Annotated in this window: 21 protein-coding genes and 1 pseudogene; 11 read left to right on the plus strand and 11 right to left on the minus strand. The window is 60.5% G+C overall.

What is annotated here, in order from left to right; all coding sequences use genetic code 11:
• Window positions 1-5: 5 nt before the first annotated feature.
• Complete coding sequence (locus ABTW55_RS21995) at window positions 6-407, minus strand: hypothetical protein (protein WP_047571642.1); 402 nt, start codon at window positions 405-407, stop codon at window positions 6-8.
• A 560-nt stretch (window positions 408-967) separates the two neighbouring features.
• Between ABTW55_RS21995 and cspA the strand changes: the two genes are divergently transcribed.
• Together cspA and ABTW55_RS22005 are read left to right on the plus strand one after the other, a co-directional pair.
• Complete coding sequence (gene cspA / locus ABTW55_RS22000; RefSeq protein WP_033638238.1) at window positions 968-1,180, plus strand: RNA chaperone/antiterminator CspA; 213 nt, start codon at window positions 968-970, stop codon at window positions 1,178-1,180.
• Window positions 1,181-1,294: 114 nt separating this feature from the next.
• Window positions 1,295-1,372: pseudogene (locus ABTW55_RS22005) on the plus strand.
• Between the two features lie 213 nt (window positions 1,373-1,585).
• Here ABTW55_RS22005 and ABTW55_RS22010 read toward each other — a convergent pair.
• On the minus strand, window positions 1,586-2,263 hold the full coding sequence (locus tag ABTW55_RS22010) for an isochorismatase family protein (RefSeq protein WP_060420736.1): 678 nt from the start codon (window positions 2,261-2,263) through the stop codon (window positions 1,586-1,588).
• Between the two features lie 253 nt (window positions 2,264-2,516).
• Between ABTW55_RS22010 and ABTW55_RS22015 the strand changes: the two genes are divergently transcribed.
• Together ABTW55_RS22015 and ABTW55_RS22020 are read left to right on the plus strand one after the other, a co-directional pair.
• Window positions 2,517-2,945, plus strand: coding sequence for a universal stress protein (locus ABTW55_RS22015; protein ID WP_033638240.1), 429 nt, complete (start codon window positions 2,517-2,519; stop codon window positions 2,943-2,945).
• Window positions 2,946-3,260: 315 nt separating this feature from the next.
• Entirely contained in the window at window positions 3,261-4,016 is a 756-nt protein-coding gene (locus ABTW55_RS22020; RefSeq protein WP_025302549.1) for an SDR family NAD(P)-dependent oxidoreductase, read from the plus strand.
• A gap of 43 nt (window positions 4,017-4,059) precedes the next feature.
• Here the strand turns inward: ABTW55_RS22020 and ABTW55_RS22025 are convergent, their stop codons facing one another.
• The 4 genes from ABTW55_RS22025 to puuD are packed head-to-tail and all read right to left on the minus strand — an operon-like array spanning window position 4,060 to window position 8,179.
• Window positions 4,060-5,340 carry an FAD-binding oxidoreductase gene (locus tag ABTW55_RS22025; RefSeq protein ID WP_033653879.1) on the minus strand — a complete coding sequence of 427 codons (1,281 nt, stop codon included), beginning with the start codon at window positions 5,338-5,340 and terminating at the stop codon, window positions 4,060-4,062.
• An 11-nt stretch (window positions 5,341-5,351) separates the two neighbouring features.
• Window positions 5,352-6,848, minus strand: coding sequence for an aldehyde dehydrogenase PuuC (puuC, locus tag ABTW55_RS22030; RefSeq protein WP_060420739.1), 1,497 nt, complete (start codon window positions 6,846-6,848; stop codon window positions 5,352-5,354).
• Between the two features lie 15 nt (window positions 6,849-6,863).
• Window positions 6,864-7,421 carry an HTH-type transcriptional regulator PuuR gene (gene puuR, locus ABTW55_RS22035; RefSeq protein WP_033638246.1) on the minus strand — a complete coding sequence of 186 codons (558 nt, stop codon included), beginning with the start codon at window positions 7,419-7,421 and terminating at the stop codon, window positions 6,864-6,866.
• Window positions 7,418-8,179, minus strand: a complete 762-nt coding sequence (puuD, locus tag ABTW55_RS22040) for a gamma-glutamyl-gamma-aminobutyrate hydrolase (protein ID WP_043147308.1) — start codon at window positions 8,177-8,179, stop codon at window positions 7,418-7,420. The genes puuR and puuD overlap by 4 nt, the downstream gene beginning before the upstream one ends.
• A gap of 219 nt (window positions 8,180-8,398) precedes the next feature.
• Here puuD and ABTW55_RS22045 point away from each other — a divergent pair, with 219 nt between their 5' ends.
• The 5 genes from ABTW55_RS22045 (at window position 8,399) to ABTW55_RS22065 (ending at window position 14,081) form a co-directional block, all read left to right on the plus strand.
• A complete protein-coding gene (locus tag ABTW55_RS22045) occupies window positions 8,399-9,817 on the plus strand; it encodes a glutamine synthetase family protein (protein ID WP_033638248.1) in 1,419 nt (472 codons plus the stop codon).
• Window positions 9,818-10,125: 308 nt separating this feature from the next.
• A complete protein-coding gene (locus ABTW55_RS22050; protein ID WP_033646354.1) occupies window positions 10,126-11,496 on the plus strand; it encodes an APC family permease in 1,371 nt (456 codons plus the stop codon).
• A gap of 91 nt (window positions 11,497-11,587) precedes the next feature.
• Window positions 11,588-12,481 carry an aromatic amino acid DMT transporter YddG gene (yddG, locus tag ABTW55_RS22055; RefSeq protein WP_060420742.1) on the plus strand — a complete coding sequence of 298 codons (894 nt, stop codon included), beginning with the start codon at window positions 11,588-11,590 and terminating at the stop codon, window positions 12,479-12,481.
• Between the two features lie 73 nt (window positions 12,482-12,554).
• Window positions 12,555-12,827 (plus strand): hypothetical protein, encoded by a 273-nt coding sequence (locus tag ABTW55_RS22060; RefSeq protein WP_004941292.1) that lies wholly within the window; start codon window positions 12,555-12,557, stop codon window positions 12,825-12,827.
• A 372-nt stretch (window positions 12,828-13,199) separates the two neighbouring features.
• Window positions 13,200-14,081 (plus strand): nucleoside-specific channel-forming protein Tsx, encoded by an 882-nt coding sequence (locus ABTW55_RS22065; RefSeq protein ID WP_004941293.1) that lies wholly within the window; start codon window positions 13,200-13,202, stop codon window positions 14,079-14,081.
• A 53-nt stretch (window positions 14,082-14,134) separates the two neighbouring features.
• Here ABTW55_RS22065 and ABTW55_RS22070 read toward each other — a convergent pair whose 3' ends face one another.
• The gene (locus ABTW55_RS22070) at window positions 14,135-14,314 is read right to left on the minus strand and encodes a hypothetical protein (RefSeq protein WP_025160261.1); all 180 of its coding nucleotides are present in this window, start codon (window positions 14,312-14,314) and stop codon (window positions 14,135-14,137) included.
• A gap of 443 nt (window positions 14,315-14,757) precedes the next feature.
• Here ABTW55_RS22070 and ABTW55_RS22075 point away from each other — a divergent pair, with 443 nt between their 5' ends.
• Complete coding sequence (locus ABTW55_RS22075; RefSeq protein ID WP_033646351.1) at window positions 14,758-15,243, plus strand: anti-virulence regulator CigR family protein; 486 nt, start codon at window positions 14,758-14,760, stop codon at window positions 15,241-15,243.
• 113 nt (window positions 15,244-15,356) lie between these two features.
• A complete protein-coding gene (locus tag ABTW55_RS22080; protein ID WP_060420745.1) occupies window positions 15,357-15,887 on the plus strand; it encodes a chorismate mutase in 531 nt (176 codons plus the stop codon).
• Between the two features lie 3 nt (window positions 15,888-15,890).
• Here the strand turns inward: ABTW55_RS22080 and ABTW55_RS22085 are convergent, their stop codons facing one another.
• The 4 genes from ABTW55_RS22085 to hutC all read right to left on the minus strand — a co-directional run bounded on the left by ABTW55_RS22085 (window position 15,891) and on the right by hutC (window position 20,608).
• Window positions 15,891-17,426, minus strand: coding sequence for a serine hydrolase (locus tag ABTW55_RS22085; RefSeq protein WP_060420749.1), 1,536 nt, complete (start codon window positions 17,424-17,426; stop codon window positions 15,891-15,893).
• A gap of 245 nt (window positions 17,427-17,671) precedes the next feature.
• A complete protein-coding gene (gene hutG, locus ABTW55_RS22090; RefSeq protein WP_060420753.1) occupies window positions 17,672-18,475 on the minus strand; it encodes an N-formylglutamate deformylase in 804 nt (267 codons plus the stop codon).
• Window positions 18,472-19,695 (minus strand): imidazolonepropionase, encoded by a 1,224-nt coding sequence (gene hutI, locus ABTW55_RS22095; RefSeq protein ID WP_033646347.1) that lies wholly within the window; start codon window positions 19,693-19,695, stop codon window positions 18,472-18,474. The genes hutG and hutI overlap by 4 nt, the downstream gene beginning before the upstream one ends.
• Window positions 19,696-19,852: 157 nt before the next feature.
• The gene (gene hutC, locus ABTW55_RS22100; protein WP_033646346.1) at window positions 19,853-20,608 is read right to left on the minus strand and encodes a histidine utilization repressor; all 756 of its coding nucleotides are present in this window, start codon (window positions 20,606-20,608) and stop codon (window positions 19,853-19,855) included.
• Between the last annotated feature and the right edge of the window lie 173 nt (window positions 20,609-20,781).

Raw genomic sequence — 20,781 nt, forward strand, 5'->3', positions numbered from 1 at the left:
AAGGGTTAAGGCGATGATTGGGCAAATAAGCGATTGAAGGCTTTATCCGCGTCTACGGGAATGCGGCGTTGCATTACCGGGATAGTGAAGCGCGGATCCTGTGAGAGGTGGCGAGCTTGCTCGTTGAGCGGCACGACGGCGATGGCCAGATTGTCGTTGGCCTGCATAACGCCTTCCTGTTCGAACAGGGCGAACACCGGTGCGGTGTGCGCAGTACCCAACGAGCAAGCCGAAATCCAATAGTGCCCGTCTTGGGCAAATTTGCACTGTGCCGTTTGCAGGCTAATTGCGCTGATCTGTTTGGCGATCAAGGCATTCGCGTTTTCCACATAGCTTGGCGGTGCCGGCTGGCAGCCTGCCAAACTGAGTGTCAGCGCAGCTAGCGTCAGTGTTCTTTTGCCAATCATAGCCATCCTTGAGGTCATTTCCTGCGAATATAAATAATTATCGTAGCAACGATAATGTACCAGTGTCGAGAACAGATTGATTTATTAAGTTTTTATGGCTTTTTCATGACGATTAAGCGCTTCTCCCCGCTTTTATAGCAGAGAGCGGTTTCGCGTGAAGGGAAGAACATAACGCGGAAGCGGCGGCTATTTGCGCTTTCATAGTCAGCCCCGGTGCTGTGATCTTTGGCGATCAGCGCTGCGAGTCTAGCTGTTCGTTGTGTTTCACTCCGCCCGTAGCGACAGGCGTCAGCGGCCTTTTGCGATAATAAATTTATGAGGCATATGAATATAATTTAAAATATATCTTGCTTAAATAACTCAGCCGTGTGTAAATAGCGTCATCGGTTTGTAGTACAGACCTTATGAAAGCAGTTTTAGTAAAGCAGTTCTCAGTATTAGCGATATCCCTCAGATACCTCTTCTTCCGCGAATTTTCTTCTCTAGTGCCCCATAAGTTTCCAATAAAAACAGACCTCTATCGCCCTATGGCGTCGCAAAAATATAAAGGAAGTATCTCTATGTCTACTAAAATGACTGGTTTGGTAAAATGGTTTGATGCAGGTAAAGGCTTCGGCTTTATCACCCCGGCAGACGGCAGCAAAGACGTGTTCGTACATTTCTCTGCTATCCAGAGCAACGATTTCAAAACGCTGGACGAAGGCCAACAGGTTGAGTTCACTATCGAAAATGGCATGAAGGGCCCTTCTGCCGGCAACGTGGTCGCGTTATAACTTTCGGCCGAGGTCCGATTTCTTACGATAGCGATGAGGGTTTAAGCCGGAGCAGTTAAGAAATAACGTCCTCAGCCTGAATAAACTCCGGGTTCGCCCGGAGTCTTTACCAATACGTCATTAGCTCAGCAGGAAGAGCGGCAACGAAATATCCGTTGGCGGACTGGGGTTCGATTCCTCGATGACGTTCCAATAATTAATTATTATTGGCAACAGAAAAACAGATTGCCGCAGAATTAATAACGCCGCGTTTCAGTCTATTTTTCTGTTGTGAAAAAGTCGCGCTTAGGCTGCGTAATGTTGGAGTGTTGGATGGACGCTTACGCCATAACATGACAGCCGGGAAAGTCACCGGCACGCGATTAATAGCCCCGGCCTTGGCCGGGGTTTTTTATGCCCGCGATCTTAACGCTGGGAGTCCAGCAGTTCGTTGTTTTTCACTACGTCCTGCGCTTTGAGGTAGCTCTCGATCAGCAGTTGATAGGCCGGGAAGATCTTGGTGTAAACCTCGGCCCACTGCTGAGCGTCGGCGCGGTTCCAGCTGCCCTGCAGCTCCGAGGCCACGCCGGCGGTGTCGATCGGCACCACGCCGGCCTGCACCACGCGCGCCAGGGTGATTTCCTGCGCCATTTTCGAGTAGGTGCCGGAGGCGTCGATCACCGCGAACACTTTATAGCCTTCGGCCACCGCGCTGATGGACGGGAAGGCCATGCAGACGCTGGTGATGGTGCCGGCGATGATCAGAGTCTTGCGGCCGGTGGCTTTGACCGCCGCCACGAAGTCCGGGTTGTCCCAGGCGTTGATTTCCCCTTTGCGGGCGACGTATTGCGCGTGCGGCGCATTCTGATGGATTTCCGGGATCAGCGGGCCGTTCGGGCCCTGCGGCACTGAAGCGGTGGTGATCACCGGCAGTTTGCTGAGGGTGGCGATGCTGGCCAGGGCAGCGGCGCGGGCGCGCAGTTCGGTCATCGGCATGTCGGCGACGGTCTGGAACAGGCCGCTCTGGTGGTCGATCAGGAGCATGACGGCGTCATTGGCATCAATAACAGGACGCTGGCCGTTGAAGTTGGCTGGAGTGTTCATGGTTTTTTCCTTCTCTTGTCGTGAGGTCAATGGATATCTGCTTTGATTGATAAGGCTGAAACTCAGCGCTTGCCTACAGTGTAGGGAGGGGAGAAAAATCCGGTAGACCGCAAAGGCGGGATGCATCGTTCCACAGATGGAACGATTGCGAGACAGGCGAGCGAACCGGCGCTAGGCTAAACTTAAGGTGCATGAGAAACATGCGGCAAGGAGCGCCATCCTGTTTACGGAGTTGACGAGGAGGGCCGCCATCATGGCTTATCGGCATATCGTTGTCGCCACGGATCTCAGCGAAGACGCCGAGTTCCTGCTGGGCAAGGGCGCCAGGCTGGCCGCCGCGCTCAATGCCCAACTTTCCCTGATCTATATCGACATTCATCGCGCCGGTTATTACGTCGATCTGGGCGTGGGCGATTATAACTACACCGATCGCACCTTTTCAGAGCGGGTGAAGAATATGCTCAATGCGATCAAAGGGCAGTCGTCGTATCCGGTTGAAGAGGTGATCGTCAGCCGCGGCGCGTTGACGGAGGAACTGAACCGGGTGGCGAAGGAGAAAGGGTTCGATCTGGTGATCTTCGGCCACCATCACGATGTCTGGAGCCGACTGGTCTCTTCGGCGCGTCAGGCGATCAACGAGCTGAACGTCGATCTGCTGGTGATCCCCATCGAGAAAAAATAGTCGCGGCCGCCTGCGGGCGGCTGCCGTTTTTCATTCACATCGCTTATCTCTGAGCGGCCATAACCTCCTATCCGCAATAGTCCCGCTGGCTGACAATCCGCCTTGAAAATAGTGACAGGCCGGAATTTTATTCTATCCATCAATATGTTGGTCAAAATCCGATAAAGGTTAACCCAGCGCATTGAAATCACTGACATACCTCCTTTTGGTTAATAAACCGCACGTTTTGACTGGCGCTCAGGGGAGGGGCGTCTTATCCTCGGGGCAATGAGATTTGTATGACTTATATAAATACGTTCACATGGAGGAGGTCTCATGCGTTTTGACAATAAAGTCGTGGTTATCACCGGTGCGGGCAATGGCATGGGGGAAGCGGCGGCGCGGCGGTTCTCCGCCGAGGGCGCCATCGTGGTGCTGGCCGACTGGGCTAAAGAGGCGGTAGACAAGGTTGCTGCTTCGCTGCCGAAGGGCCGGGCGATGGCGGTGCATATCGACGTGTCCGATCACGTCGCGGTTGAAAAAATGATGAACGAGGTGGCGGAAAAACTGGGCCGCATCGACGTTCTGCTGAACAACGCCGGCGTACACGTGGCGGGCAGCGTGCTGGAAACCAGCGTCGATGACTGGCGGCGCATCGCCGGGGTCGATATCGACGGCGTGGTGTTCTGCTCCAAATTCGCCTTGCCGCATCTGCTGAAGACCAAGGGCTGCATCGTCAATACCGCGTCGGTGTCCGGCCTGGGCGGCGACTGGGGCGCGGCCTATTACTGCGCGGCGAAAGGCGCGGTGGTCAACCTGACGCGCGCCATGGCGCTGGATCACGGCGGTGACGGCGTGCGCATCAACTCGGTCTGCCCGAGCCTGGTGAAAACCAACATGACCAACGGTTGGCCGCAGGAAATCCGCGACAAGTTCAATGAGCGCATCGCGCTGGGGCGCGCGGCGGAGCCGGAAGAAGTGGCGGCGGTGATGGCGTTTCTGGCCAGCGACGACGCCAGCTTTATCAATGGCGCCAACATTCCGGTCGATGGCGGGGCGACCGCCTCGGACGGCCAACCGAAGATCGTCTAAGCGTTAACGCACAGGCCCGGCCAGGATGACCGGGCCTGCTGTTTTAGACGCCGATACGGTCGCGCAGCGTGTAGTAGGCCGCGCCGATGGCGGTGAACGGGATCTGCAGATTGCGCCCGCCGAAGAACGGCAGGTGCGGCAGCTTGGCGAAGGCGTCGAAGCGTTCGGCGTCGCCGCGCATCAACTCGGCGATCAGCTTGCCCGCCAGATGGGTACAGGTCACGCCGTGGCCGCTGTAGCCCTGCATGTAGTAGACGTTATTCTCCAGCCGGCCGAACTGCGGCATGCGCGACAGCGTCAGCAGGAAGTTGCCGGTCCAGCGATAGTCGATACGCACCCCTTTCAGCTGCGGGAAGGTCTTCAGCAATTTTGGCCGGATCAGGTTGTCGATGTCGTCCGGATCACGCGCGCCGTACACCACGCCGCCGCCGTACAGCAGGCGATGATCGGCGGTGATGCGGTAGTAATCCAGCAGGTAGTTACAGTCTTCCACGCAGTAGTTCTGAGGGATCAGCGCCTGCGCGATCTCCGGCGCCAGCGGCTCGGTGGCCACCACCTGAGTGCCGCACGGCATGCTGCGCTTGGCCAGCCGCGGCTCCAGCTTGTCGCCCAGATAGGCGTTGCCGGCGACGATGACGAAACGCGCCTTCACCTGGCCGTTGGCGGTGCTGATCAGCGCCGGTTCGCCGTGGCGGATGTTCGTCACCGCCGATTGCTCGAAGATGCGCCCGCCCTGCAGGCGAATCGCCTCGGCCTCACCCAGTGCCAGGTTGAGCGGATGGATGTGGCCGCCGCTGTGATCGAGCAGCGCGCCGACGTAGCGATCGCTGGCAACCTCCTGGCGCACCCGGTCCGCATCGAGCAGCTCGAGCTGGGTATTGCCGTAACGTTCCCAGTTGCGTTTTTGCTCGATCAGCGCATGGAACTGCTTGTTGTTCAGCGCGGCGAAGATGCCGCCGGGGCGATAGTCGCAGTCGATGGCGTAGCGGCTGATGCGGCTGCGGATGATCTCCGCGCCTTCAAACATCATGCTGCCGAGCAGGCGGGCGCTTTCCGCGCCGTAGCGCTCTTCAATCACATCGATGTCCCGGCTGTAGGAGTTGACCAACTGGCCGCCGTTGCGGCCACTGGCGCCGAAACCGATGCGCGCCGCTTCCAGCACCACCACGTTATAGCCGGCTTCCACCAGGAACAGCGCGGAGGAGAGGCCGGTATAGCCGCCGCCGATCACGCAGACGTCGCACTCGATCGATTCGTTCAGTTGCGGATAGGGCTGATGTGCGTTGGCCGTGGCCGCATAGTAGCTTTTTACGTGTTCAGTCATGAGATAAGCCCTTATTCCAGCGAGATCCAGGTGGTTTTTAATTCGGTGAACTTGTCCAGCGCGTGCAGCGATTTGTCGCGGCCGTTGCCGCTCTGCTTGTAGCCGCCGAACGGCACGGTCATGTCGCCGTCGTTGTAGTTGTTGACGAATACCGTGCCGGCTTTCAGCTGGCGCGCCATGCGGTGCGCACGGGCCAGATCGCGGGTCCAGACCGCGGCGCCGAGGCCGTAGTCGCTGTCGTTGGCCAGCTGCAGCGCCTGTTGCTCGTCGTCGAAGGTAGTCACCGTCAGCACCGGGCCGAAGATTTCATCGCGCGCCACGCTCATGGCGTTGTTCACCTGGGTGAGGATGGTCGGCCCCAGATAACCGGCGTGGTCGCCCTGCGGATGGTCGCGCCCGTCGAGGAACAGCGCGGCGCCCTGGCTCAGCCCCTGGTCGATATAGCCGGCCACCTTTTCGCAGTGGCCGCTGTCGATCAGCGTGCCCATCACCGTGTCGGGATCGAGCGGATCGCCGGGAACGAAGGCCGCCGCGTGTTTGCGCAGCGCCTGCAGGAACGCTTGCTCAATGCTCGCTTCGACCAGCAGGCGAGTGCCGGCGATGCACACCTGCCCCTGATTATAGAAGATGCCGGCGGCGGCGCTGCGGGCGGCCTGATCCAGATCCGGGCAGTCGGCGAAGACGATGTTGGCGCTCTTGCCGCCGGCCTCCAGCCAGACGCGTTTCATGTTCGATTCGCCGGCGTAGATCATCAGCTGCTTCGCCACCGGCGTGGAGCCGGTAAAGGTGAGGGCGTCGACGTCGCGGTGCAGCGCCAGCGCCTTGCCGGCGTCGTGGCCATAGCCGGGCACCACGTTCAGCACGCCGTCCGGCAGCCCGGCCTGCTGCGCCAGCTTGCCGAGCAGGATGGCGCTGAGCGGCGATTTTTCGGAGGGTTTGAGTACCACGCTGTTGCCGGCGGCCAGCGCCGGGCCAAGCTTCCAGCAGGCCAGCAGCAGCGGGAAGTTCCAGGGCACGATGGCGCCGACTACGCCGATCGGCTCGCGCTCGATCAGCGCCAGCGCATCGCGGCCGGTGGGGGCGATTTCGCCGTAGACCTTATCGATCGCTTCGGCGTACCAGCGAATGCAGCGAATGGCACCCGGCACGTCGTCGCGCAGGCTGTGGCGAATCGGTTTGCCGGTGTCCAGCGTTTCCAGCAGCGCCAGCTCTTCGTGACGCTGCTCCATCAGATCGGCGAAGCGCAGCAGCGTGGCTTTGCGCTGCGCCGGGGCGGCCTGCGCCCAGTCGCCGCGTTCAAAGACGGCGCGCGCCGCGCTGACCGCCCGATCGATGTCGGCGGCTTCGCCGCGCGCAACCTGCGCCAGCTCACGGCGCCCGGCGGGATCTTCCACGGCGAAAAATTTCCCCGCGGCGGCCGGCTGGTAGCGGCCGTCGATAAACAACCGGTGCTCAATCTTCAGGGTCTGCGCCCGTTGTTGCCAATACTGCAAATGGTGAAAGTTCATGCCTGGCTCCGTTGATCAGAATGTCGTCGGCGTATGGGCGCTGATAATCCGGCAAATGCGCGCCGACGTGTTGCTGAAACTGTGGGGGATGCCGGTATTGATGGCGTAGCTCTGCCCGGCCAGCAGGTGATAGCTCTGGCCGTTGACCTGCAGCACCACTTCGCCCTCCAGCAGCGTGCCGATCTCTTCCCCCTGATGTTTGATGCGCTCGCCGGTGGTGGTGCCCGGTTCGTAGGTCTCGATCATCATCGCCAGCGTGCGGTTCGGGTCGCCGTTGTGGATCAGCTTCATCGAAACGCCCTGGCTGCCGATTTCGATCAGATCGTCACTGCCGATCACGATCTGCGGCTCCGCCGGTTTTTCCGGCTCGGCGAAAAACGCCGACAGCGACAGACCGTATACCGTCAGCAGCTTTTGCAGCGTACTGATGGCCGGGCTGACCTTATCTTGTTCGATAGTGCTGATGGCGCTGTGGGTTAACCCAGACAGTTCGGCGACCCGGCGCTGCGACAACCCTAATTGTTGACGGATCTGCGACAGACGTTTTCCCGGTGCCAAGCTGACGTCGCTCATGGGCGTTTTTCCTTTTGATAGTTCCGACAGGCGGTGATGAAACCATCAAACAACAGGCGCGACAGGGCGTACTCGTCGCTGTTCCACTCCGGGTGCCACTGCACGCCGAGCGCGAAGGGCTGATCGCGCACGCTGATCGCCTCCACCAGCCCGTCGGCGGCGTGCGCCTCGATGCGCACGCTCGCGCCCAGGGTTTTGGCGCCCTGGCCGTGCAGCGAGTTCACCCAGAATCTGTTGCAATCCGGTATCAGTTGCGAAAGCAGCCCCCCTTCCTGAACGATGACTTCGTGGGCGGGGGCGTATTGCTGTTCCAGCGGCAGGTCGTGGTCTTCACGATGCTCCAGCAGCTCGGGTAGTTCGTACAGGCGGCGGTGCAGGGTGCCTTGGGTGGCGACCACCATCTCCTGCATGCCGCGGCAAATGGCGAAAAGGGGAATGCGCCTGTCGAACGCCTGGCGGATCAGCGCCAGGCTCAACGCGTCTCGGCCAGGATCGGCGTCAGGCTCATCGCCGTTTTCACCATAAAGGTGCGGCTGCACATTACTGGGGCTGCCCGGCAGCAAAATGCCGTCGAGTCGCGGCAGCAGTTCCGCCAGCATTTCCGGCTCCGCCAGCGCGTGCGGCAGGGCGATCGGCAGGCCGCCGGCGGCGATAACGGCATTCAGGTACTTTTCTTGCAAGGTCTGTGTGAGGTGCCCGTTTAACCTATACCTGCACATGACGACGCCGATGACTGGTCTGTTAAATATATTGTCCATGCTATCCCCTTGGTACGTTCGAAATTATGAACGATAAGCATCTCCACCGCCGATTTCGTTCAATATTCTATAAATCTAGCAGTCGATTGGGCAATATTCAAACCAAAAGTAACACTTGCAAAACAAATTTGTTTCATCTACGTTTCATTTGTGGGCATTATATTGAACAAGACGGTCAATAAATATCGACGACAGCAAAACACAAACGGCGGGTGAACCATGCAGACCAACATCGTAGAAGTGGAAAACTTTGTTCAGCACAGTGAAGAGAGACGAAGTAGCGCGTTCCAGCGCGAAGTGAAGAAGTATCTGGAACGTTATCCGTTAACCCAACATGTCGACGTACTGTTGACCGATCTGAACGGCAGCTTCCGCGGCAAACGCATCCCGGTCGGCGGCCTGAACAAACTTGAGAAGGGCTGTTACTTCCCGGCGTCGGTATTTGCGATGGATATTCTCGGCAACGTCGTAGAAGAGGCCGGGTTGGGGCAGGAGCTGGGCGAACCGGATCACGTGTGCGTGCCGGTGCCGGGCACGCTGACGCCGTCGGCGGCGGACCCGCAATATATCGCGCAGGTGCTGCTCACCATGCTGGATGAAGATGGCACTCCCTTTGACGTTGAACCGCGCAATGTGCTGAACCGAGTGTGGCAGCGCTTGCGTCAGCGCGGGCTTTCCCCCGTGGTAGCGGTAGAGTTGGAGTTCTATCTCATCGATCGTCAACGCGACGCGGAGGGCTATCTGCAGCCGCCGTGCGCGCCGGGCACGCAAGAGCGCAACACCCAAAGCCAGGTGTATTCCGTCGATAACCTCAACCATTTCGCCGACGTGCTGAGCGAGATCGACGAACTGGCGCGTTTGCAGGGCATTCCGGCGGACGGCGCGGTGGCGGAGGCGTCGCCGGGGCAGTTCGAGGTCAACCTGCACCATACCGACGACGTGCTGCAGGCCTGCGATCACGCGCTGGCGCTGAAGCGGCTGGTGCGCATGGTGGCCGAGAACCACAACATGCAGGCGACCTTTATGGCCAAGCCGTATGAGGAACACGCCGGCAGCGGCATGCACGTGCATATCAGCATGCTGAACGCGCAGGGCGACAATGTGTTCGCCGACGACGACGGCGAAGACTCGGCGCTGCTGAAACAGGCGTTGGCGGGCATGATCGCCCTGATGCCGTCCTCGATGGCGCTGTTGGCGCCTAACGTCAACGCTTACCGTCGCTTCCAGCCCGGCATGTATGTGCCGACCCAGGCTTCCTGGGGGCATAACAACCGCACCGTGGCGCTGCGCATTCCCTGCGGCGATCGCGACAACCACCGCGTGGAGTATCGCGTGGCGGGCGCCGACGCCAACCCTTATCTGGTGATGGCGGCCATTCTGGCCGGCATCGTCTACGGGCTGGAAACCGCGCTGCCGCTGCCTGAGCCGGTGACCGGCAACGGGCTGGAGCAGGACGGGCTGCCGTTCCCGATCCGCCAGAGCGACGCGCTGTACGAGTTCGAACATCAGCCGGTGCTCAATGCATTGCTGGGCGAACGTTTCAGCCACGTCTATCTGGCCTGCAAAACCGATGAGCTGGTGCAGTTCGAGCGCCTGATCACCGAAACCGAAATCGAGTGGATGCTGAAAAACGCCTGATCCCACTCACCCTGCGACTACCGCGCGCGTCCGGCGCATTTCATCGGCTCTCCTGTGGCCGGTGAGGCTGCGCGCTGCGGTACTGAATTTCTTCTATCACGGCGTACAGGACGCCGACGAGGAAATAACCATGACTCAGTCATTCCCATGCGCAGACGTTTGCCTGTGCCGCAGTGCCTACGGGCCGGTCGCCGGCCGCCCGACAGTGACCTCAACCCGTTTTTCCCGCCGCCTGAGCAGCAGTTTCCCCGCGGCCTCTCTGAATGACGTTGCACGGTTGACAGCAGAGGACCAAGAGGGGAAATGCCATGACGATTAAAGCCACCGACGGCGGCCCGGCGGGCAAACCGCAGCTGCGCAAATCCCTCAAGCTGTGGCAGGTGGTGATGATGGGCCTTGCCTATCTGACGCCGATGACGGTGTTCGATACCTTCGGCATCGTCTCCGGCCTCACCGACGGCCATGTGCCGACCTCCTATCTGCTGGCGCTGGCCGGCGTGCTGTTCACCGCCATCAGCTACGGCAAACTGGTGCGCCAGTTTCCTACCGCCGGCTCCGCCTACACCTATGCGCAGAAGGCGATCAACCCGCACGTCGGTTTTCTGGTGGGGTGGTCATCGCTGCTCGATTATCTGTTCCTGCCGATGATCAACACGCTGCTGGCGAAGATTTACCTGACCGCGCTGTTCCCGGAAGTGCCGCCCTGGGTGTGGGTGGTGGGCTTCGTTATCCTGATTACCGCCATCAATCTGAAAAGCGTCAATCTGGTGGCCAACTTCAATACCCTGTTCGTGCTGGCGCAGGTGGCGATCATTCTGGTGTTCATCTACCTGGTGGTGCGCGGCCTGCACAACGGCGAGGGGATGGGCACGGTGTGGAGCCTGCGGCCGTTCCTCAGTGAGAATGCGCACCTGCTGCCGATCATTACCGGCGCCACTATCCTGTGCTTCTCGTTCCTCGGCTTTGACGCGGTCACCACGCTGTGCGAAGAGACGCCCGACGCCGCCAAGGTGATCCCGCGCGCCATCTTCCTGACCGCGCTGTATGGCGGGGTGATCTTTATCAGCGTGTCGTTCTTCATCCAGCTGTTTTTCCCGACCATTCAGCGTTTCCACCAGCCCGATGCCGCGCTGCCGGAGATCGCGCTGTACGTCGGCGGCAAGCTGTTCCAGTCGATCTTCCTGTGCGTGACCTTTATCAACACGCTGGCCTCCGGTCTGGCGTCGCACGCCAGCGTGTCGCGCCTGCTGTACGTGATGGGGCGTGACAACGTGTTCCCGGAGAAATTCTTCGGCTACATTCACCCTAAATGGCGCACGCCGGCGCTCAACGTGCTGATGGTCGGGCTGGTGGCGCTGTCGGCGCTGTCGTTCGATCTGGTGACCGCCACGGCGCTGATCAACTTTGGCGCGCTGGTGGCCTTTACCTTCGTCAACCTGTCGGTGATCAGCCACTTCTTCATTCGCGAAGGGCGCAATAAAAGCTGGAAGGATCGCTTCAACTTCCTGTTCCTGCCGCTGGTGGGGGCGCTGACGGTGGGGGTGCTGTGGCTGAACCTGGAGAAGAGCTCGCTGACCATGGGGCTGATCTGGGCGACGCTGGGCTTCGGCTATTTGGCCTGGCTGACCCGGCGTTTTCGCCAGCCGCCGCCGCAGCTCGAGCGGCAGCCGCAGCAATAAACTCACAGGCGGGAATTTCCCGCCTTTCTTTTTGGCGCGTGCGGCAGTAGAGTGAAAAACCTGATAAAAAATAACCCATTGGATCCGCCTTATGCCCGCTTTACCCTCGCGTACCCGCGCCACGCTGTTCGGTTTGTTGGCCATTGTGCTGTGGAGCAGCGTCGTCGGCCTGATTCGCAGCGTCAGCGAAGGGCTGGGGCCGATCGGCGGCGCGGCGATGATCTACAGCGTCAGCGCGGCGTTTTTGCTGGTGGCGCTCGGCGTGCCGAAATGGCGCAGCTTTCCGCGGCCTTATCTCATCGTCGGCAGCCTGCTGTTCGTCAGCTACGAGATCTGCCTGTCGCTGTCGCTCGGCTACGCCAATACCCGCCTGCAGGCGATAGAAGTGGGCATGATCAACTACCTGTGGCCCTGTTTCACCGTGCTGATGGCGCTGGCACTCAACGGCCAACAGGCGAAATGGTGGCTGCTGCCGGGGCTGCTGCTGTCGCTGTTCGGCATCGGCTGGATCATGAGCGGCGAGGGCGGCTGGTCACCGGCGCAGATGCTGGCCAACGTGCGCAGCAATCCGCTCAGCTACGGGCTGGCGTTCAGCGGCGCGGTGATCTGGGCGCTGTACTGCAACCTGACCAAGAAGATCGCCCAGGGCAGCAACGGCGTGGTGCTGTTCATTGTGCTGACCGCGCTGGCGCTGTGGCTTAAATATGCCTTCAGCGCGGAAAGCGGCATGCAGTTCAGCGCCGGCGTGACTGTGACGCTGCTGTGCGCCGGGGTGGCGATGGGGGCGGGGTATGCCGCCTGGAACGTCGGCATTCTGCACGGCAACATGACGCTGCTGGCGACCGTCTCTTATTTTACCCCGGTCCTGTCGGCAGTGTTCGCCGCGCTGGTGTTGCACACCTCGCTGACCGTCAATTTCTGGCAGGGCGTGGCGATGGTCACTCTCGGCTCGCTGATCTGTTGGCGGGCAACCCGTGGAAATTAACGGAAATTATCCGCCGTCGGCGCAATGTTGAACTAGAATTTAACTAGCCATGTTGCCTGAAGGAACGACGACGATGAGAAGCGACATTCAATTTATTCAACAACCCGAAATCGACGTGCATCACTACGAGCGCGGCGATACCGTGCGCCTGACCACGGCGAATCTGCGGCATGAATATCAGCTCGACGTTTATATTTTGCGCCGCGACGACAAGCTGATTTACGGCTCGGTCGTCGCGGCGGCGCCCAAGACCGATATCCCGGTCGCCAGCTGGGAGGTGAAAAACGGCGAAGAGGTGGCGTTCCGCCAGGAAAACATCGCCAAGGCGGTGCCAGCGGTGAACTGATTTCGCTTTGCGTATTTTTTACTGATTTTATGAAGGCCGACGTTTATACGTCGGCTTTTTCTTTGCCGCGGCTCAATGGCGGGCAGGTGACGCCCTGATGACAGTTGGCTCAAAAACTGCGCTAAAAATCGATGTGCATGACAAAAATCACAACGAATGTGAATTTGAATGAAACATAATTTGACAAATGTGAACGCAATCGATTACCTATTCGCGAAATGCGTAACTGGATCACAGATTCTTACAGTCAGTGGTTTCTATAATGCGCGCGTCATCCGAGTTTCTGTGTGAAGACAACGCCAGGTGTCGGCAGACTCATTGTCATCTTTTCTAAACGGGCAGGAAATGGCCCTTTAAGCATGTGGTAATAAAATGAAAAAAATAGCTCTCGCAGCAGGTGTACTGCTCGCAGCGTCTTACAGTGCATCATCAATGGCTGATAGCAAAGACAGTCAATATGTCTCCGACTGGTGGCACCAGAGCGTCAACGTGGTGGGCAGCTACCACACCCGCTTCGGGCCGCAGCTGAATAACGACGTGTATCTCGAATACGAAGCCTTCGCCAAGAAAGACTGGTTCGATTTCTACGGTTACGTTGACGTGCCGAAGTTCTTCGGCGTGGGCAATACCCCGGATCGCGGCATCTGGGACAAAGGTTCCCCGCTGTTTATGGAGATTGAACCGCGCTTCTCCATCGACAAGCTGACCGGCACCGATCTGAGCTTCGGTCCGTTCAAAGAGTGGTACTTCGCCAACAACTACATCTATGATCTGGGCCACAACGCCGACGGCCGTCAGAACACCTGGTACATGGGTCTGGGCACCGATATCGACACCGGCCTGCCGATGAGCCTGTCGATGAACATCTATGCCAAATACCAGTGGGAAAACTACCAGGCCGCCAACGAGAACAGCTGGGACGGTTACCGCTTCAAGGTGAAATACTTCGTGCCGCTGACCCAGGTGTGGGGCGGCAACCTGAGCTACATCGGCTTCACCAACTTCGACTTCGGTTCCGATCTGGGCAAGGACAGCCATTGGGTTGACGGCACCGGCAAACAGGTGCGCACCAGCAACTCGATCGCCTCCAGCCATATTTTGGCGCTGAACTACGATCACTGGCACTATTCTTTCGTGGCGCGTTACTTCCATAACGGCGGCCAGTGGCAGGATGGCGCGGATATCGGCACCCCGCAGGGCCCAATCAAGTCTACCGGCTGGGGTTATTACCTCGTGGTCGGCTATAACTTCTGATTTTCCGTGTTATCAGAAACAGAAAACCCCGCCTGGCGGGGTTTTTTTTGTCATCACTGGGCTTGTTCAACCGGGAGATGCTTCACCGGCATAAACAGCCTGCCTTTGATCACGTGACATTCATTATTTATCCAACTAATGATTTGTTCACGGCTGACGCCTTCCGACTGCGCGTAACGATGAAGATCGCCGTTAAAGTGCCGAGTGATGTATTCCATGAGGGTCATTTGCACGTCTTTTGCTCCTGAACGCCCACCCGTTGCCAGCCTGGCCACCGCGGGAGGTTGAGGTTTCTCAGACAGCGAATGTAAATTATTGGCAACCAAATCTCAACATAAAGCACCAGATTGGGGCGACAGCGGCGGGAAAAAGAATCCCGCACGGAGAGGCGGGAAGTGTTCGCTATTATCATTATGGATGATAAGAATAAGATTTGAGGTGCGACGAAAAAGAGCACGCTAACTCTTTTTTGTTACCCTCCCACGCTAGCGTAAGGCTTATTTTTCTTCAAGAAAAATCTGAGGTAAGTTTCGGAATTCTCGAGGCGTGTTGTGTTGAAACAAGCTATTGGCGCGACTGCCGTCAAACTGCACTTGTTATCTCGGAGTTTTCCTTATACTTCGTCCGGAAAAGACCCGCTATAGTCAACAGAGTCCCCCACGCAGGAATACACAACATGAACAAACGTCGTACGACCCTCACGGTGTTGGCGCTGATCGCGTCGCTGGGGTTGTCATCCGCCCCGGCCCTGGCTGACAAAGGCGGCAATGGTAACGGCAACGGTAATGGCCATGGCAACAGCGGCAATCACGGTAATAGCGGTAACCATGGCAACAACGGCAACAAAGGCAATAAAGATAAAGGCGGTTATAGAAACGACGATAATCTGGTTTCCGTCAGCCTCTCGCGCGACCGCGCCCGTTCGCTGGCGCGCAACTACGGCCTGACCGGCTACAGCTCGCTGCCACCGGGCATCGCCAAGAATCTGGCGCGCGGTAAACCGCTGCCGCCGGGCATCGCCAAAAAAGTGGTGCCTTACTCGATGCTGCGTGATCTGCCGCAGTACCCGGGTTATGAGTGGCGTATCGCCGGCGACGATCTGGTGCTGGTCGCACTCAGCACCGCGATTGTGGCTTCCGTCATCAACGGCGTGTTCGACTAAGGTTTGTCGAGCGTTATCGGGCCTCGCTGCGGCGGGGCCTTTTTATTTGCCAGCGCGGGGCGGACGTGGTGAACTTTGGGCCTTACGTTTCACTGCATCATAAGGGAGGCGCCATGTTCAGGGCGTTATTGATAGCCTGCTGTTTGACCAGTTTTCCCGCGTTGGCAGAGGGCGCAGCCGCTATCGGCGAGCTGGTGAACCAACGGCTGTCGTTGATGAAGGACGTCGCCGGTTACAAGGCGCAGCGGCATTTGCCGATCGAAGACCTGGCGCAGGAGGCGAAGGTGTTGGCCAGCGCGCAGGCGGAGGCGGGGCGTTTGGGGTTGGAGCCGGCGTCGGTGCGGCCTTTTATCGCCGCGCAGATGGACGCTGCCAAGGCGATTCAGTACCGCTATCGCGCCGACTGGCTGGCGAGCCCGGAACCCGGCTGGCAGCCGCGGCCGTTGGCGCAGGTGCGCCCGCAGATCGCACAGCTGAGCAGCCAGATATTGCAACGGCTGGCGGAGCGGCTGCGCGCCGGCCCGCTCGGCGAGGCGGATCGGGCGGCGTTTATGGCGTCAGTGGATCAGGTGAATCTCAGCGCCGCCGACAAACGGCAGCTGGCGGATGCGCTGCTGGCGGTCAAAACCGGCAGCGCACGCTGAGCGTCAGTCGCGGCCGACGGTGCTGCGGCGGAAGGTCAGCATCCGGCTGCGGTTGGCGATGAGATCCACGTTGTAACCGCGGAAATAGAGGCAAAAGCGTTTTAACCACGGGCCGTCCTGGCACTCCACCAGCATGCGGCCCTGGCCGAGCGGGCTGAGCGTCCCGGTCTGCGCCGCCGGGCCGACGCCGATATGCACCCGATCGCCGCGAATTTCAAAGGCGGTGCGATAGTGCGGGTGATACCAAAGTCCCTGCACATGCTTCAGGCAGTCGCCGTTGGCCGTGACCGGCAGGAAACGGCGCGCCACATGCCCGACCTCGCCCTCGACCGCTTCGCCAGTCCACTTCAATTTGATCGGCATATGGGCGGACAGCGACACCGCGTAGCCGTCTTCGCCCTGATACAGCGGTTCATCGCTGCCCAGATAGGCCAGATTGCCATTTTTGACCTCCAGCCAGTGCGGCTCCGCCGGCGTGGCGTAAAGGCCGTCGGGGATCGCCATGCTGCGCTGCGGCAGCGGTTCGCCAAGCAGCGCCGCCATCACCTGCAAAGCCATACCGAAACTGTCGCAGTCTTCGCGGTTGGCCACCAGCGCGACGCCGGCCTGGCGATCGGGCGCCAGCAGGAAATAGGTTTTGTAACCGGCGTGGGAGCCGCCGTGGCCGAGCAAGCGCCGGCGGCCCAGCGGGGTTTGCGCCAGCCCCAGGCCATAGGCGCTGAGTTGGCCCTGATTGAGGCGGCGCGGTGCGCCGAGTTGCGCCAGCACGCCCTGGCCGGTGCCTTCGTTGGCCAGCAGCGTCTGCAGCCAGCGGGTGAGGGCGTTGAGGCTGCCGGTCAGGCTGCCGGAGGCGGAAAGGTGCAGGCCGGCGCTGGCGTGTTGCCAGCCCTGCGGCGCTCGCCAGTAACCCGGCACCAACCCTGGCACCACGTCGAACCAGCTTTCCGGCGCCCGCATCTGCACCTGCAGCGGCCGGGCGATGTGCTGTTGCACCAGTTGGTCGAAATCATACCCCTTGCTGCGCAGCGCGGCCTCCAGCAGCCGATAGCCGGTATTGCTGTAGGCGACCTCGCTGCCGGCTTCGTAGTTCAATCTTTCCAGCCCCTCGACAAACTGCATCACCGGCAGCGCCTCGCTGACGGCGTGCAGCGGGATGCCGAGCAGGCCGAGCGTCTCGCGCACGTCGGGCAGGCCGCCGGTCATGTCCAGCGCCTGGCCGACGGTGACGTCCGCCAGCGCAGGCTGCAGGGCGGGCAGCAGTTCGCCCAGGCGCTGTTCGAGCCGAATGGCGCTGCCGGTGGCGTTCAGCGCCAGCGCGGCAAAGATGTGCTTGGTCACGGAGGCGTAGCGCACCACGCTGTCGGCGGTGAAGGGGGTATTCTGCGCCAGATCGGCCAGGCCGGCGCAGGCGGTGGCGCGGAGTTGTTCGGCGTCAAACAGGGTGATGGCGCCGCCGGGTTCGCCATGCCGTTGCCAGCCGGCCAGCAATTGTTCGGCAACGGCGCCGGCAGCGCGCCAGTTTAACGGTGTTACAGACATAGGGCCTCCAGAGTGATGGTTCGAAACGGGCCAGTTCGGCCACACGCCGCCCGGCGCTGACGAGGAGCGCGGGCTTTTCGGCTGATTGTGGCGCAGTGCGTTTTTCGTCGGCCGCTGTTTTGTGCGCTGTTTAGACCAGTCGGTGGGGAATCACGCGAAACTTTGATATGGCGCGCAGAACGCGGCTGACGATGCGGTTAAAGGCAGGGGGAGAGACAGGCGCCCGGCGGCGCCTGCAAAGGGGATCAGTTGAGTCTGGCGGCGCCGTCCAACAGGCCTTCAATCATCTGCTTGAGCAGGCGCTGCAGCGAGGCGGCGCGCTGCGGTTCGAACGCGTAAGGATACTGTTCGGACATGTAGTTCACCTGCGCCAGCTCAAGCTGGATCGCATGCTGTTGCTGCTGCGGCTGGCCGTAGGCGCGGGTGATGTAACCGCCCTTGAAGCGGCCGTTCAGCACGTGGGTGAACTGCTGTTGCTGCTCGCAGCAGGCGACCAGCCGATCGCTCAGCGCCTGGGCGCAGCTTTCGCCGCCGTTGGTGCCGAGATTGAGATCCGGCAGCTTGCCCTCGAACAGCCGCGGGATCACCGAGGCGATGGAGTGCGCGTCGAACAGCAGCGCATAGCCGTGCCGCGCTTTGAGGCGCGCCAGTTCGTCTTGCAGTTGCTGATGATAAGGTTGCCAAATTTGCTGCAGATAGCCGGCGCGCTCTGCGTCCGTCGGCGCTTTGCCCGGCAGGAAGCTTGGGCGGCCGTCGAACAGCACGTCGGGATACAGACCGGTGGTGGCGGTGGTGTACAGCGGCTTGTCGTCCGCCGGGCGGTTCAGATCGATGACGAAGCGCGAATAGTTGCCGACCAGCACGCTGGCGCCCATCGCCCGGGCGAAGTCGTACAGCTGTGGTATGTGCCAATCGGTATCGGGCAGCGGGCGGGCGTCGTCGGTCAGCCCGGTCTCGACCGCCGGCGTCAGTTGCGTGCCGGCGTGCGGGATGCTGATCAGCAGCGGCAGGCTGCCGGTCTGGAAGCTAAAAGGATCGCGAATGGTCATTGACGTACTTCTCCTCGGAAAATCACCGTACAGGGCAGCTGACCGCCCAACCAATAAGCCAGTTCCGCCGGCCGCGACAGCGGCCAGTGAACGAAGTCCGCCACCTTGCCGGTTTCCAGCGTGCCGTGGCTGTGTTGCAGCCCCAGCGCTTTGGCGGCGTGGGTGGTGACGCCCGCCAACGCTTCTTCCGGCGTCAGGCGGAACAGCGTGCAGGCCATGTTGATCATCAGGCGCAGCGACAGCGCCGGCGAGGTGCCGGGGTTGGCGTCGCTGGCGATCGCCATCGCCACCTGGTGCTTGCGGAACAGCTCCACCGGCGGGCACTGGGTTTCGCGCAGTAGGTAATAGGCGCCGGGCAGCAGCACCGCCACGGTGCCGGCGTCGCCCATGGCGCGGGCATCTTGTTCGGTGGCGTATTCGAGATGGTCGGCGGATAGCGCGTGATGGCGTGCCGCCAGCGTGCTGCCGCCGAGGGCGGAGAGCTGCTCGGCGTGCAGCTTGACCGGCAGACCGGCGGCCTCGGCGGCGGCGAAGACCCGCTCCACCTGCGCCGGTGAGAACGCCAGATGTTCGCAGAAGGCGTCAACCGCATCCGCCAGGCCGGCTGCCGCCGCCTGCGGGATGATGGTGTCGCAGACCAGATTGATGTAGTCGTCGGCGCGGTTGGCGTATTCCGGCGGCAGCGCATGGGCCGCCAGACAGGTGGTTTTCACCTCGACCGGCAACAGCTCGCCCAACTTGCGCGCCACCCGCAGCATCTTCAGTTCGCTTTCCGGGCTGAGGCCGTAACCGGATTTGATCTCCACGCAGGTGACGCCTTCCGCCAGCAGCGGCCGCAGGCGGAACAGCGCCTGCTCCAGCAGCAGCGCTTCGTCGGCCGCGCGGGTGGCTTTCACCGTGGAAATGATGCCGCCGCCCTGCGCGGCGATCTCGGCGTAGCTCACGCCGTTCAGCCGCTGTTCGAACTCGCCGCTGCGATTGCCGCCGAACACCAGGTGCGTGTGGCAGTCAACAAAACCGGGGGTGATGATGCCGCCGTCGAATTTCACCGTTTCGTCCGCGATCAGGCCGGACGGCAGCGCCGCATGTTCGCCAATCCAGACGATCTTGCCGTCGCGCACGGCGATCGCGCCGTCGGTCAGGGTGTGATACTTGCCGTCGCGCATGGTGACGATATCGGCGCCGTGCCACAGGCTGTCACAGTGAATCTCAGACGTCATTGCTTTCCTCCGCCGGAGCCGCAGCTCCCACATGGTTGTATATACAATTAAAAACAACCTAACGCATTCATCGGGATGTCACAAGAGGCGGGCGAAATTTTGTTATCAGGATGTGATCGATAGCGGAGATGCGGGCGCAGGGCGCGCCCGCCGGGGATCAGACTTCGCTGGTGAAGCGGCCGAACAGTTGATAACGGCTGCCGGGGTACAGCAGCCGGGCCGAGGTCACTACGGTTTTGCCGGACCAGGTGCGGCGATGGATCAGCAGGCCGGGTTCGTGGTCCTCCAGCTGCAGCAGCTCGCGCTCGCGCCGGGTGGGGATCACCGCTTCGACGATGTGTTCGCCGGCGGTCAGCGGCGCGGCCTGCGTCAGGTAGGTGTAAGGCGTGACGCGATCGAAATCCTGCTTCAGGTAGTCCGGCGCCACCAGCGGGTTGACGCAGCGGTCTTCCACCTGCACCGGCACATCGTTCTCGTAATGCACGATCTGCGAGTAGAACAGCCGTTGGCCGGGCTGAATGCCCAGCGCCGTCGCTTCTTCCTCGCTGGCCGCACGGGCCTTCAGCTCGAGGATTTTGCTGCTGTGGCGATGACCGCGCGCGGCGATCTCATCGGCGATGTTGTGCACTTCCAGCAGCGCGGTATGCGCCTTGGCTTCGGCGACGAAGGTGCCGACGCCCTGCATGCGGATCAAAAAGCCTTCGCTGGTCAGCTCGCGCAGCGCGCGGTTGATGGTCATGCGGCTGACGCCCAGTTCCGCCACCAGTTCACTTTCGGAGGGCACGCGCTGGTGCGGTTGCCAATGCCCCGCACGGATTTGATTCACGATCGCCTGTTTGACCCGTTGGTAGATCGGGGCGGGGGCATCGCTCATTGCAGCCGCCAGTTGTAACACGGTCTGTTGTTCAGCCACGACGTTAACCTCGTCAAATAAAAAAATAATAACACCAGTTTACTGTTGATGTCGGCGTATGTATATGTATATACAACTAGTGGCCGTCGCGCCAGAAACTTGCCGGCGGCCGCCAAAAATTTCCGAAGGCGCGCCATCGCCGCGCCTCATTCGCCGTTACACCAACAGTGGAA

Source organism: Serratia sp. SM04 (assembly GCF_040280225.1).
In the GTDB taxonomy this organism is placed as follows: Bacteria; Pseudomonadota; Gammaproteobacteria; order Enterobacterales; family Enterobacteriaceae; genus Serratia; species Serratia sarumanii.